The 14,230-nt window shown below is 36.5% G+C and carries 14 protein-coding genes, 2 tRNA genes and 1 riboswitch; of the genes, 7 read left to right on the top strand and 9 right to left on the bottom strand.

The window, feature by feature from the left end:
• The first annotated feature begins 57 nt into the window (after nt 1-57).
• A complete protein-coding gene (locus tag A6E04_RS18900) occupies nt 58-747 on the top strand; it encodes a TSCPD domain-containing protein (RefSeq protein WP_065612079.1) in 690 nt (229 codons plus the stop codon).
• A gap of 84 nt (nt 748-831) precedes the next feature.
• Here the strand turns inward: A6E04_RS18900 and A6E04_RS18895 are convergent, their stop codons facing one another.
• On the bottom strand, nt 832-2,124 hold the full coding sequence (locus A6E04_RS18895) for a MipA/OmpV family protein (RefSeq protein WP_065612104.1): 1,293 nt from the start codon (nt 2,122-2,124) through the stop codon (nt 832-834).
• Nucleotides 2,125-2,301: 177 nt separating this feature from the next.
• On the opposite strand from A6E04_RS18895, the gene A6E04_RS18890 reads away from it, so the two are divergent.
• On the top strand, nt 2,302-2,655 hold the full coding sequence (locus tag A6E04_RS18890; protein WP_017023596.1) for a VC1380 family protein: 354 nt from the start codon (nt 2,302-2,304) through the stop codon (nt 2,653-2,655).
• A 74-nt stretch (nt 2,656-2,729) separates the two neighbouring features.
• On the opposite strand, the gene A6E04_RS18885 is transcribed toward A6E04_RS18890, so the two are convergent.
• The 8 genes from A6E04_RS18885 to torR all read right to left on the bottom strand — a co-directional run bounded on the left by A6E04_RS18885 (nt 2,730) and on the right by torR (nt 9,773).
• A complete protein-coding gene (locus tag A6E04_RS18885; protein ID WP_017023595.1) occupies nt 2,730-3,569 on the bottom strand; it encodes an energy-coupling factor transporter transmembrane component T family protein in 840 nt (279 codons plus the stop codon).
• Nucleotides 3,559-5,268 carry an ABC transporter ATP-binding protein gene (locus tag A6E04_RS18880; protein ID WP_065612078.1) on the bottom strand — a complete coding sequence of 570 codons (1,710 nt, stop codon included), beginning with the start codon at nt 5,266-5,268 and terminating at the stop codon, nt 3,559-3,561. Before A6E04_RS18880 ends, A6E04_RS18885 begins: the two co-directional genes overlap by 11 nt.
• Nucleotides 5,269-5,271: 3 nt before the next feature.
• A complete protein-coding gene (locus A6E04_RS18875) occupies nt 5,272-5,823 on the bottom strand; it encodes an ECF-type riboflavin transporter substrate-binding protein (protein WP_017023593.1) in 552 nt (183 codons plus the stop codon).
• A 185-nt stretch (nt 5,824-6,008) separates the two neighbouring features.
• Nucleotides 6,009-6,095 (bottom strand) — tRNA-Leu (locus tag A6E04_RS18870).
• A gap of 105 nt (nt 6,096-6,200) precedes the next feature.
• Nucleotides 6,201-6,274: transfer RNA gene (locus A6E04_RS18865), tRNA-Cys, on the bottom strand.
• Between the two features lie 127 nt (nt 6,275-6,401).
• Complete coding sequence (gene rluF, locus A6E04_RS18860) at nt 6,402-7,346, bottom strand: 23S rRNA pseudouridine(2604) synthase RluF (RefSeq protein WP_012550547.1); 945 nt, start codon at nt 7,344-7,346, stop codon at nt 6,402-6,404.
• A gap of 121 nt (nt 7,347-7,467) precedes the next feature.
• Nucleotides 7,468-8,880: a hypothetical protein gene (locus tag A6E04_RS18855; protein WP_065612077.1), complete on the bottom strand. Its 1,413-nt coding sequence runs from the start codon at nt 8,878-8,880 to the stop codon at nt 7,468-7,470.
• Nucleotides 8,881-9,074: 194 nt separating this feature from the next.
• Complete coding sequence (torR, locus tag A6E04_RS18850; protein WP_017020992.1) at nt 9,075-9,773, bottom strand: two-component system response regulator TorR; 699 nt, start codon at nt 9,771-9,773, stop codon at nt 9,075-9,077.
• 231 nt (nt 9,774-10,004) lie between these two features.
• Here torR and torD point away from each other — a divergent pair, with 231 nt between their 5' ends.
• From torD to A6E04_RS18825, 5 genes are all read left to right on the top strand, one after another.
• Nucleotides 10,005-10,652: a molecular chaperone TorD gene (torD, locus tag A6E04_RS18845; protein ID WP_012550544.1), complete on the top strand. Its 648-nt coding sequence runs from the start codon at nt 10,005-10,007 to the stop codon at nt 10,650-10,652.
• 324 nt (nt 10,653-10,976) lie between these two features.
• A complete protein-coding gene (purR, locus tag A6E04_RS18840) occupies nt 10,977-11,978 on the top strand; it encodes an HTH-type transcriptional repressor PurR (RefSeq protein ID WP_012550543.1) in 1,002 nt (333 codons plus the stop codon).
• 163 nt (nt 11,979-12,141) lie between these two features.
• Nucleotides 12,142-12,224, top strand: a riboswitch (cyclic di-GMP riboswitch).
• A gap of 128 nt (nt 12,225-12,352) precedes the next feature.
• Nucleotides 12,353-12,940 carry a TfoX/Sxy family DNA transformation protein gene (locus A6E04_RS18835; RefSeq protein ID WP_017020993.1) on the top strand — a complete coding sequence of 196 codons (588 nt, stop codon included), beginning with the start codon at nt 12,353-12,355 and terminating at the stop codon, nt 12,938-12,940.
• Between the two features lie 93 nt (nt 12,941-13,033).
• A complete protein-coding gene (locus A6E04_RS18830) occupies nt 13,034-13,711 on the top strand; it encodes a TVP38/TMEM64 family protein (RefSeq protein ID WP_065612076.1) in 678 nt (225 codons plus the stop codon).
• 129 nt (nt 13,712-13,840) lie between these two features.
• On the top strand, nt 13,841-14,227 hold the full coding sequence (locus tag A6E04_RS18825; protein ID WP_017020995.1) for a PepSY domain-containing protein: 387 nt from the start codon (nt 13,841-13,843) through the stop codon (nt 14,225-14,227).
• Nucleotides 14,228-14,230: the final 3 nt, after the last annotated feature.

Raw genomic sequence — 14,230 nt, 5'->3', positions numbered from 1 at the left:
CTAATAATAAAAATTAGGGAGCATTCCTCCCTATTTAAAGATTAAGAAGGGTTTACCATGGTCAAGAAAATTGACAGCAAAATCATTGGCTTTAAAGTAAAATCAAAAGAAGACATCGCACAAGGACAGGTTGCTGAGACAGAAGAAACAATAGAGCAAATGCATGAGATGATCCAACGCCCAGAGAAGTTATTAGGTTCAACCTACAAACTAAAAACACCTGAGCATGTTTCTGAACACTCTTTATTTATCACAATTAATGATGTGATATTAAATGAAGGAACAAAACATGAGATCCGTCGTCCATTCGAAATGTTTATTAATTCAAAAAGCTTAGAACACTACCAATGGATTATCGCCCTCACCCGCATCATGTCTGCCGTTTTCCGTAAAGGCGGCGATTGTACGTTCTTAGTAGAAGAGCTTCGCTCAGTGTTTGACCCTCGTGGTGGCTACTGGAATAAAGGCAAATATGTGCCTTCTTTAATCGCTGAAATTGGTAATGTCATTGAACAACATTTAAAAGATATTGGGTTAATTGAAGATCCTGAAATGGATAAACACCAAAAAGCATTTTTAGACGCAAAAAAAGCAGAACTAGCGACTAAAGAAGAACCGAAAGAAGAGACGATTGAATCTAGTTTTCCACCAAGCGCAACACTTTGCTATAAGTGCCATAATAAATCCGTGGTTGTTAAAGACGGTTGTCAAACCTGCTTAAACTGTGGCGACTCTAAGTGTGGTTAATCGTAAAAACCAGTAAACTATAAATATAAAATGGCTCTATATTATTGAATATAGAGCCATTTTTTACACTACTAACAATTAGTGTTAAATATCAAATTGAACATAAATACTGTTATAATTACTTCCGCCTTTAATTCGTCCATATTGAGATGAATTTTCAAAAATAGCCGATCGATGATGAATACTGTAACCAAGCCAAACACCATCTAACTCTCGATGATTAAATAAGTCGCCTAGGTTCAAGTCAAAAGAGAAATCAAGATAGTTTAGTAGTTTGCTTTCCTTGTACCCTTTTTTATCCATTTCTGATTGTTCAATATAAGACACATTATTAATATAAGACAAACCTTCAGCTACACCAAAACGCCATTTAGTCGGCCATGGAATCGTTACATACGCTTTAATGGCGACCACAAATTCTGAACTTAAATTTTGAACGTCTGATTTCCAATGCTGAACATAACCAGGGGTTAAAAATAAATCCACTGGCAATGAAAACACTTCATCAGTTAGCGGTAGGCCATAAAAAATAGAGGTCATTTGGTTATTATAAGGATCTTTTTCTGAATCCAGATTGATAATATCCCCAATATTCGAAGGCGTAGCCCAACCATGCGCTATACGTAAATAAGGTTTATTACTGATGTCTTTTTTTGAATTATCACTATTGGTAAAAAAACCAACACCCAGAAAATACTCATATTCCCATCGCTGATCAATATATTGGCTACTGTAAGCATTATCATCAAGACGATTAATATAAGCACCGCCTAGAAGGTACAAGTTAGAGGTCACATGATAACGAGACATAAAACCGGCTTTAGCATCAATACCTGCGCCTAAATTTTCGTCATTGCTTGTCTCACCATTCAATGCATAATAATAACTATTAAAATCAGCACTTTTCCATCGAGTTTCAATCGTAGGATTAAACCACCAATCACCAGATTCAATCTCTGCACCTATTTTAAATGTTAAGTACGATCGGAACTCAGGGTCAACCATTACGCCAGAATCAATATACCATTCATCATTAAAATGATAACGAGCTTGAATACCAGTATCTACAACATCCCCACCCACTTGATTCTGCAGTTCTTTAGGCAAATCAAAATAACGTAAGCGCATCAACGCACTTAGTTGCCAATCACGGTACTGATATAAATAAATTCCACCTTCCATACCATTAATAAAGACGTAATCATTTTCAAAAAACATCATTGGAATAAAAGTGGATACCGTCTCAATATCGGTAGCATAAGGAATACTGGCGGTTCGGATTACCGCTGCAATACCCCACTGTTTTTCTTTTTCTGATATAACATCTGTATTCTCTGTATTTTGATGACCCGAAGCATATACACTAGGTACATTCATTATTTGAAGAAATAATAAACCAATAAATGGTAAGGTGAAAATGCGTTTGAACAAAAGTGATAATCTCTAAATTAGGGGGGATAAGATAACCAATTGATATAATATTATTTCAATCAACTGTAGATTTTCAGTATAGTGTCGATAACGTTTATAGTAATCAAAGTCTTGAGAAAAAATGTGAAAATATCAGAACTTATACAAGTTTTACAAACAATCCAAGAAACAACGAGTGATGACTTAGAAGTTGTGACTGGCGAAGAATGGTTTCCAGAACAATTACTTGAATCTAATGTAAATCACAACATGGCTTTTTTAAAGTTTGACCGTATGCCAAATGATATTCCGGCTGAAATTGATGCCAGAGGTTTTTTTGAGCATGAAGAATTGCTTATTAAAAATATAATCAATAAAGTAATTTTCAGTGAATTAGAACCCGAAGAGATGGTAGAAAAACTAGCTACGATGCTTTTTTTCAGTCACGAAAATATCAGCTCTGATGTCATTGAAGCCTTTAGCCAAGAAATAAAATAATTATCATCGGCCAAATTCAATAATAAAAAAGTAGGTACTGAGCCTACTTTTTTATTATCTACGCTACATAGTGACTAAAATGGATACCAGAATAACGACGTTTCCATCACTCTTTTAGTAATCGCCATCACGACAATGAATAGTAAACCACTAATGACCCATACATCGATGTTCGTCATCGCTTTTTCACTAAACCACGTTCGACTTTTACCTCGACCAAATCCGCGTAACACCATTGCGTTTGATATTTCATCCGCACGATCTAAACTTGAGAAAATCAATGGCCCTAATATTTTTGCGATATTACTAATGCGAGTAAACACCGGAACATTTTTAGATAGATCGACACCACGAGCTTGCTGGGCGTGCATTATATTAACAAAATCACTTTTTACTTCAGGTAAATAACGCAATGTTAAACTCACGGCATAAGCAATTTTATACGGTAATCCAAGTCGATTTAAACTTGCAGCAAACTCCGTTGGATGCGTTGTAAATACAAATACCAACGCAATTGGGAACATACTAAAATATTTCAGTGTCACCGTAATAAGATAAAATAATGTTTCTTGTGTTACCACATAGCTCCCAAAAATAGGAAATAATACGGTTGTAGAACCCAATAATTCATTACCCTGATTTGGAGCTAATAGAAACATAAAAATAGCATTCATACTAAGTACAGATGCCGTTCCTATTAATAACGGTTTATACGTAGCTAAAGGCACCTTTGTTTCTTTTAATAACCATAAACCAAATAAAATCAGCGGGATAATAATACGGAGATCAAACGTAGTTAATACCACCGTAATCCAAGCAATAAACAATAAGAATTTAGTCACCCCGTTTAAACGGTGCAGCCATGTATCTAAATCAACGAAATTAATACCGAAACTTTGCTTTTTAGTGGACATTCTTATCGCTCTCACGCTCAGTGCTAATAAACTGATTCATAAAACCCGTTATATTCTTTATGCCTGCTTTATTAGCCAGCTCATACAAACTGGTCACCGTCAAATTGGCTTTATCTAATAATTCTGGTTGACTAAATATAGAAATAACGCGGTCATCCGCAACACAATGGCTATCTGCAATCACAATGGCACGAGTGGTATGCTCAAGTACTAAATGCATATCATGAGAAATGATAATCACTGTTAAACCCAACGTTTGGTTCAGCTCGTTAATGAAGTGAAGCATTGATGTATAGTTTCGATAATCTTGACCCGCCGTTGGCTCATCAAGGATCAATAATTCAGGTTCAAGAACAAGAATTGACGCGATGGTCACTCGTTTTTTCTGCCCGTAACTCAATGCATCAATAGGCCAATGACGGAAACGACGTAATCCACACAGATCTAATGCTTTTGTTACTTTACTCTCAATCTCCGCCTCAGACAGGCCGCTATTAACTAAGCCAAATGCGATTTCATCAAAAATCATGTGATGCGAGATCATATGATTTGGGTTTTGTAAAACAACGCCCACTTTTTGGGAGCGTTCAAAAATGGATAGTTGACTTAAATCTTGTCCATTCAAACTGATCGAACCCAGATCCGGTTGTAAAACACCCATGATCAATTTTGTAATGGTTGACTTACCAGAACCATTTTTACCTAAAATTGAAACAAATTCGCCTTTGTTTACATTAAAAGAAATATTATCTAATGCGTTAACGTCGCCATCATAAGAATAAGTTAAGTTATCAATACTAAGTAATGCTTCTGTTTTACTTTCAACAAGAACATCACTGTCGGTATTTACAAACCATTGGTTCATACTTAACGCTATTTTTTGATTATCTAATGATGAAAGCTGACTGATGTGGGGCTCTTGAGATATATCAAACCCACTGGATTTTAATGCAGAGATATAAAGTGGTTCACGGATACCATGCTCAACAAGCAGTGATGTTTGCAGCAGTTTATCAGGGGTTGTATCTGCAACAATCTCGCCTTGATCCATTAAGATCACTCGATCGATAGAACGATGTAAAACATCCTCTAAGCGGTGCTCAATAATAATAACCGTTTTGCCACGATTTTTATGAAGCTCATCAATAATCTCAATCGTTGCTTTGCCGGTTTTAGGATCTAGACTTGCTAAAGGTTCATCAAATAATAGAATATCGACATTATCGACCAGAATACCACCCAATGACACACGTTGCTTTTGACCACCACTCAAATCATAAGGTGACTTTTTAAGTAGTGCGGTCAAATCTACCATTTTGGCAACATCACGAACAACTGGGTACATTTCAGCTTTTGAGATCATTTGATTCTCAAGTGCAAAGGCAATATCTTCCCCAACCGTTAATCCAACAAATTGACTGTCTGTATCTTGTAAAACAGTGCCCACATTCTCAGTGTATTGTTCGATTTTCCAATCAGCAACATCGCATTCATTAATGAACAGTTGTCCTTCTACCTCACCTTTGATGGTGTGAGGGATTAAGCCATTTAAACATTGACCTAATGTTGATTTACCGCTGCCACTTGGCCCGATAATCACAATCTTTTCGCCTTGTTCTATCCTTAGATTGATATTTTTAAGCGTCGGTTTATCCTGTGACGCATATCGAAAAGAGAAATTAGAAAAGGTTACGCTCATTAATTATTGAGCCTCTGTTAAATGAGTACTTTGTTTCTTACGTTTGGCTAAATTTGTCAAAATAAAGTAACCAACAACAGCAATAAGCACGGTATTGCCTGCAGCAATAATACAAAGTTGAGCGAATACTTTTGTAAATGGTTCTGCATAAAGAACGGTGTCTAAAAATGCAGACGTCCCATAACCAATCACGTTACCAACAAAGGCCAGAACAACAAAAATAAAGAAGTCTTTTTTATCAAATAAACCTACTTCAATTCGTCTCTTAGTTAAGATAGGAAATAAGCCAATAATCATACCAACAATGCCAGAGCCTAATACCCATGTTAGCCACACTCCCCATCCTGCAAATAAGTCCGTAACCCAGTGGCCAATAAAACCAACTAAGAACCCTACAATTGGCCCATACAATACAGAGAACAACGCAAGAACAGCCATTGCTGGTTTTAAGGTTGTATTAGCAAATACAGGAATACCAAACATAGGTAGACCACCGATGCCATAAAGAGCAGCACCGATAGCGATAACGACGACAGTTTTAGCAGAAAGGTTCATAATGTTCGCCTTGAAGCAAAAATGAGATTAATAATGAGGCGCGAATTATACAGTAACTCAAGCGGTTTGGAAATATTTACATCTAGACGGCTGTAATACCAAACCACGGATATATTGAATAAAATCAATGTGGAATTACAGGCAAGAAAAAAGGCTTATCATTTCTGATAAGCCTTCTTAAAAGATGGTGCCCCGGGCCGGACTTGAACCGGCACAGCGCGAACGCCGAGGGATTTTAAATCCCTTGTGTCTACCAATTCCACCACCAGGGCACGCAATTTAATGCGATGCTTCTAACCATGTTCTCTATAAATAGAGAGGCTGACACCATCTGTAATTATCGCCTAAGCAATAACTTTTAATTCTGTATTAAGAAATGGAGGCGCCTCCCGGAATCGAACCGAGGTACACGGATTTGCAATCCGCTGCATAACCACTCTGCCAAGGCGCCATCTCTCTTACGGGGCTTAATGTAACCGATTTAAAAAAAGAGTCAAACAAAAATTGTGTTTTTTATTTCGTTTGAATACTTTGTCATCAATCCGTACATTATTCACCCTAAGATCATGAAAGCAAACTTATTTTGCTCGCCATACTTTAATAGTAGACTGCGGTTTATCTTGATCTTTACCCTCATCTCTTCGTTGAGAGTACGATTTACCAAAACCACGATCTTTCGATTCTTCACGGCGTTTTTGACTAAATGTATTATTCGAATGATGATTACGTCCAGAACTTGCCTTTTTGATGGTTCTAATTTTCCCATCAACTTCTTTCACTTTACGTGACGCTTCTTCTGTCTTACTTGATGTACCAATCATATTATTGATTTGTTCCATCTCTGAAGCCGTTAAATAACGCCATTCACCAGACGCAAGTGTGCCTAAGTCAATATTCATAATTCGAACGCGTTTAAGTTTAAACACTTCATAATCTAAGTATTCACACATACGACGAATTTGACGATTTAAACCCTGCGTTAACGTAATTCGGAAAACAAAGCGTGATTCTTGTTTAACCTGACAAGGTAGCGTTACGGTATCTAAAATAGGAACACCCGCCGCCATTTGTGCTAGAAAATCATCAGTAATAGGTTTATCAACACGAACGACATATTCTTTTTCATGCGCATTACCCGCACGAAGAATCTTATTAACGATATCTCCATCACTGGTTAAGAAAATCAAACCATCAGACGGCTTGTCCAATCGACCAATAGGGAAAATACGCTGTTCGTGGTTAATATAATCAATAATATTACCTTCGACATGACGTTCGCTTGTACAGGTAATACCGACTGGCTTATTGAATGCAATATAGATACGTTCTTGCTTTGCTTTCAATGGTTTTCCATCAACCAGAACATCATCACCTTCAGCTACTTTTGTACCCATTTCAGGAACGTTGCCATTAATAGTAATTCGCTGCTGATCAATCAATTTATCAGCTTCTCTTCGTGAGCAATAACCCGTATCACTAATGTATTTGTTTAAACGAGTTAGTTTAGGTTCTGGTGATGTCATGGTGTACCTCAAAAAAATGAACAGCCGGAGTGTATCAGAAACTTTAAAAAATAAATAAAAAAAGCGCTCTAGACCGTAGTTTAGAACGCTTAATTATAATGACTAATGATTATTTAACCACTTATTCAGAAACAATCACGCCTTCATTCGTTGTCTCTTCATTTACGGTTTTCACAGCAACAGGGGCTTTAACTGCTGCTTCTTGAGTTTTTGGCTTTGTTACGACAGGAACCACTGCCGCCTCTTCCGTACTTTTCGCCTTCACTTCATCGGCAATAATCGCCGTTTTTTCAGACTCAACAACAGGAAGCTCCGCCTTCTCTTCGGCCACTTTTTCAGTCGCTTGTTCTTTCTCTTTAAACGATGCAATCACATCATTTAGGTTTTTAATTAAATTATCGTTACGCTCTAATTGCTGCGTTAGTACTAACACTTGTTTTTGCACACCAGAACGGTCTTCAGTTTGGTTCTCAATGGTAAGCGCTTGGCTTTTAATTTGTGCACTGAGTTCTTGTATTTTCTTCTCTAACACAACGGTATTATTTGCTTCGTGCATTTGCTGCACCGAATCTAGAATAGACGTTGTTTGAGTTCTTAATGGTTGATCACGGTAATCGCTCCCGTTAATCGCCAGAGATATTGATAATAATTTATTTTCAAACTCTAATACTGGCTGTTCAAATTGACCATTTTTAACCGCCTGCAATAATTTTACTTCAGCCGCCATATTTTTAAGATGATCTAATTGAAAAACAGTACGATTTACAGCACTGCTAATTAGCGCTTCATCGCGGTTATTCGCTTGAACTGCTTTCTGAGTTTTATCTAATTCGGCTTTCGCTTGGCCGTAACTAATAGGCGCGATGGTTTTAAAACCTTTTTGAGAGAGTTGATTAAATTCTTTTTCAAGAGGATAAACATAAATCTTTAACGTTGTATCTATTTCAATCGCTTTTGCATTCGTTAAAAAAGAAGCTTGCTCAGTTTGAGCTTCTGCAATATCGTCTTCAATCACCGTAATAAATAACATTTTATATTGCGAATTTAGAGATGCAAACTCAGCAGGATAATAAGCATTTACATCAATAGAGGTCATGTAATCCATTTGTGATATCGCATCGGAAAGAACAACATCGGCTTGCTCTTTATACCCTTTAAGCTTACCAAGCTCTGCATCTGCTTTCGTTATGTATTCGCTGTATTTAGCGGCATAAGATCCAGAAGAAAACATCGAATATTCTTCATTAATTAATCCTGGTTCTTTTTCTACCTCTAAATAAATCTCTTTAGCATCATCCCATGATTCGGTCATTATGTTGTAAGTTGGCTCAGAGTAGAGTCTAAACTGCTCAACAGAATCAAACGTTGCTTTGTCTAAAGTGTATTGTTTTTGTAATACATCAAATGTTGATACTGATGATACGGCTCTGTTTTTTTCTACAGCTACCGAAGTCTCCGTATTATTCGTACTTTGACAACCAACCACACTAGACAATGCCGTAGCAATTATTGCCATCTTAAAATATTGTTTCATTCTGAACCTATTTTTATTATATGAATAGACAAAGTGCATGTGCACTTTTTTCGAATCCTACTACATAACAACAATTAAATCAGTATTTACAATGAGTTCACGATTAATTATAACGATTGCATTATAGGTATAAAAAAGCCGCTCAAATAAGAGCGGCTTTAACATTATCTTTTTTATCGATGATTAAACTAAAATCAATCACCAGCAAACATGTACCCTTCACCATGAACAGTAACAAATATTTGAGGATTTTTTGGATCCACTTCCATTTTGGCACGCATTCGCCTGATCAAAACGTCAATCGTTCTGTCATTTGGCGCATCAACACGGTGGCTGATCATATTTAAAATACGTTCACGTGATAATACCGTGTTCGGATAAGACGACAAAGCAACTAATAGCTCATATTCGGCTTTCGTTAACTTAACTGGCTCACCATTGTTCGATAAAGCACGACGTTGAATATCAAACGTCCACTCCCCGAAACGAATTAAATTTGATTCATCTAATTCTACGGGTTCATTTGCTAATGACATACGCCAAAATAGATTTTTAACTCGGACTAAAAGCTCACGTAACTCCACAGGTTTTGTTACGTAATCATCCGCACCCATCTCTAAACCTACGATGCGGTCAATACTATCAGTTCGTCCTGTAACTAAAATAATACCAATATTAGACTGGCTGCGTAATTCACGCGCCAATAATAAACCATCCTCTCCTGGTAGGTTTATATCAAGCATAATTAAATCAACTTTTTGTTCAGCCAAAACAGTTCGCATTTCTGCGCCCGTTTCAGCCTCGCTCACTTGATATCCCTCGGCTTCAAAATAGCCTACAAGCTTAGAGCGAGTTACCACTTCGTCTTCAACAACTAAAATGTGATAGCTCATAATTTTCTCTTTTTTTTATGGTTATTAGGATGGTTCTTATTACATTCTATTCATATATTGTAATAATGCCAATTCTCAATTGATATTTCTGTATATTATTTGATTCAGAACAAATCTTGTCGCGTATTAATCTTTGCTAATATCTTTATACACCCTGTTAATGATAGGTGCTATTCCTTTTCACACTTATGCCGTACAATTATTTAGTCAATTTTTTGGAGCTTATTTTACATGAACGAACTAAATGCATTTAATGAACAACGTGCTGAAATTTATTGGTGGTTATCTAGCCTATTTGCACACGAGCTAACTAAAGAGCAATTAGAGCAGTATAACAGTTTTGAGATTCGTACCTTTTTAACGAACCTTTCTGAAACTCCAGAGCTAACCGACTCTATTTCTTCAATTGTAACAAAATTGAATGAATTACAAACACGCGAAGATGCACAGCTTGAACTATCGGCTGACTTCTGTGAAGCGTTCTTAGGCTCTGATAAGAACAGTGCGCTTCCTTATGCTTCAATGTATTTAGATAAATCACGCCTTCTTAATGCGAAACCGGCACAAGATATGCGTGATTTATTAGAAAAATACAACATCACTCAAAAAGCTGAATTCAATGAACCTGCAGATCACATTGCTATTGAGTTAGATTTCTTAGGCAATCTAATTGTCATGACGAATCAGCAAACAACGGAACCAGAATTCGAGCAATTCATGGCCGCACAACTGCAATTTATTAACGAGCAGTTATTATCTTGGGCGCCACGTTTTAACCAACTTTGTTCTGAACGAGATACATTTGGCTTCTATGCTGCCGTTACTCACTTCCTTGTTACGTTCTTAGAATTGGATGTAAAATTCCTAGCGGGCGAATAACAAAAGCATGTACAACTGGTAAGATAAGTTAACAATAGTGTGATATATATCAAAACGACTATTAAAATTTATTAAATCAGCAATTGTTTGCGCTACGCTTTATAGATAAAATGTGAACGCAAACGATAAAATTTGAATATCAATGAAAACCGCATTTATCGCGGTTTTTTTCATTTATACCACCTAGATTATTCTCTAATCTACTATTGGTAATATACTCACAGGGCCTATTTACCTTCCAACAATCTTTATTAAAAAATAAAGAGAGACTTTGACACTATTGTTGGAACATAAATAGCCCCTTAATAAATTAAGGCTTTTAATATGGCTACCATTAAAGACGTTGCGAAACTTGCTTCTGTTTCGACAACCACCGTTTCTCATGTAATTAACAAAACTCGATTTGTTGCAGAAGCAACTCAAAAACGAGTATGGGAAGCCGTTGAAGAACTAAACTATGCACCGAGTGCCGTTGCTCGTAGTTTAAAGTGCAACACAACTCGAACTATCGGCATGCTAGTTACCCAGTCTTTTAATCCATTTTTTGCCGAAATGATGCACGGTGTTGAGAACTACTGTTACAAGCAAGGTTACACATTATTTATGTGTAATACCGAAGGTGATCTAGATAAACAAAAGCACTACCTTCGTATGCTGGCAGAAAAACGTGTCGATGGCTTATTAGTTATGTGTTCTGATCTAAATGAACAGTTATTAGCACAACTTGAAAAAAACACAGAATTACCAATGGTAATCATGGACTGGGGTCCAGATAGCCCTCATACCGACAAAATTATTGATAATTCTGAAGAAGGTGGTTATTTAGCAACAAAACACCTGATTGAAAATGGACACACAAAAATTGGCTGTGTTACCGGTCAGCTTGATAAAGCAACCTGTAAAGAACGAATTCATGGTTTCTACAGAGCTTTATCTGAAGCAAATTTAACGTCAAATCCAGATTGGATATTTGAAGGTGATTTTGAGTGTTCTTCTGCCTCTAAATCTGTTGAAAAAATGCTACAGATGGAAGATAAACCAACTGCATTATTTTGTTTTAACGACATTATGGCATTAGCGGCTATCAGCAAAATTCAACAAACTGGCTTACGTGTACCTGAAGATATCTCAATCATTGGTTACGATAACATTGAACTTTCTGCATATTTCTCTCCACCATTGACGACGATTCACCAACCTAAACGTCGCGTTGGTAAGACCGCCGTTGAAATATTGTTGGAACGAATCAAAGATAAGCACCATGAAAGACGCATTTTTGAAATGCATCCAGAAGTGGTAACTCGGAAAAGTGTCCATAAACTGTAACAATGAGTGATGCATTAATCATAAATATGCAAGTGAAAAAATATTTATTTATTTAAAACTTGAACTGGCATAACAGAAAATCATCCTTATTTTCTGAACCAATGTCACATAACTTACAAGTGGACAACATTTCATTTTATTGATTACTATATCATCTTAACTGTCACGAACAGGGCAAACTGTGCGAAAGCTCAGGACGCAAAGCTTCCGGCCTACGTATTTATATAAGGTAGCGGGGTTGCCGATGGCAGGTATTTATATCTACACATTGTTAATTTTTACTTAGAAATAACAATGTGTGGTTTTGAACTTGCTACTATTTCCTCGGGCTCAGTTGTTTAGTGACATAGACTTACTAACCGAGAATTATTGCAATGGATAAACCAATACTAAAAGATTCACTTCGATTACTTTCCTCTCTAGGGAAAATCACTTCACGCTCCATGTTTGGCGGCTTTGGTGTTTTTATTGATGACACAATGTTTGCACTTGTTGTTCAGGACAGACTGCATTTGCGAGCAAGCGATAACACTATTAATTTATTTAAAGACCAAGGTTTTGAACCTTACGTTTATAAAAAACGTGGTTTCCCCGTGGTAACTAAATATTTTGCTATTTCACCTGAATGTTGGGATGAACCTGATTCAATCCTAATTCAAGCTGTTGTTGCTTTAGATGTTGCTAAAAAAGACAAAGAAAAACAAAAAACAGCAGGTCCCTCTCGAATTAAGGATTTACCCAATCTAAGATTAGCGACAGAGAGAATGCTGAAAAAAGCAGGAATAACGACCGTAAAAGAACTAATGGAGACGGGATCTGTAAACGCTTATAAAGCGATTCAACAGACTCATTCAAGTTCTGTTAGTGACGAATTACTGTGGTCGCTTGAAGGAGCGATTAAAGGTACTCACTGGTCTGTTATCTCTACTGATATTAGAAATGAATTAAGAAAACAACTTTAAATACATTTTCCTACATTTATTTTACATTCGCCCTACTCTTATGTTGTCTTTACCTGTATAAATTAAAGACAACATAAGGCTAGGAAATGAATTATGAATAAAAAATTACTCTTATTAATCACTCTTCTTACAGCCTTTGCTGTTATCTTTTTTAACTTTGGTCATCTATTTACTCTAGAGCAGGCTAAGGCATACCATCAAGCCCTTCAAAGTGACATCCAAGAAAACCTTTTCTTTTATAGCACCCTTTATTTCTTTGGTTACATTACCGTCACTGCATTATCAATACCAGGCGCCGCAGTAGTCACATTGCTTGGTGCGGCCTTATTTGGTTTTTGGTGGAGCTTATTATTGGTTTCTTTTGCCAGTTCCATTGGTGCTACTATTGCCTTCCTAAGCAGCCGTTATTTATTAAGAGAATGGGTTGATCGTAAATTTGGGGACAAATTAATTTCCATCAATCAAGGTATTGAAAAAGATGGCGCTTTTTACTTACTGACTCTTCGTTTAATTCCTATATTTCCATTCTTTCTTATTAATTTAGTCATGGGATTAACAAAACTAACCGCCGCTCGGTTTTACTTATTTAGTCAATTAGGCATGCTGCCCGGAACCATGGTATTTTTAAATGCCGGAACTCAATTAGCTGAAATAACCTCACTATCAGGGTTAATATCACCAAATATACTCGGCTCTCTTGCTCTTCTTGGTTTATTTCCAATCGTTGCAAAATTTATTATTAGTTATGTTCAGAAAAAACGCACCTCTTAAAATTGCGAATAAGAGATAGACATTATTCTATCTCTTATTCCTTCTCTCACTGATTACCTGCAGGATTCATTTTACGTTCATGTTTAATAATTTATACTGCCTGTAGTTTAATTTTTAGAGTGCGTATTTATGTTTACTCGTCAGCCATTAGCTATACTTATATTTAGCCTCTCAATGTGTTTATCGCCATTGAGCTTTGCTCAAGATCATGCAATTCCCGCAGTTCAAGATATTACCCTCCCTCTCAATACAACCATTGAGTTTGATGAAGACCGTGATGAAATTATCATGGCTGTAGAACAAGGCCTTATTAAGCCTTTCTCTGCTCTTTATCAGACAGTAAACCAAGACCTTTATGGCAGAATCATAAAAGTTGAGTTAGAAGAAGACGATGATGAATGGACTTATGAACTAAAACTTATCTACGAAAATCAGATCATAAAAGTTGAATACAACGCGTCTTCTCTTCAAATGCTAGAGCTTAAAGGCCGTCATCTACAAAAGGTTATAAAATAATAA

Origin of the sequence: Aliivibrio logei, from assembly GCF_001691055.1 — a bacterium.
Classification (GTDB): domain Bacteria; phylum Pseudomonadota; class Gammaproteobacteria; order Enterobacterales; family Vibrionaceae; genus Aliivibrio; species Aliivibrio salmonicida.
The sequence above is the reverse complement of the archived record's forward strand: the minus strand, read 5'-3'. Positions and strand labels throughout refer to the sequence as shown.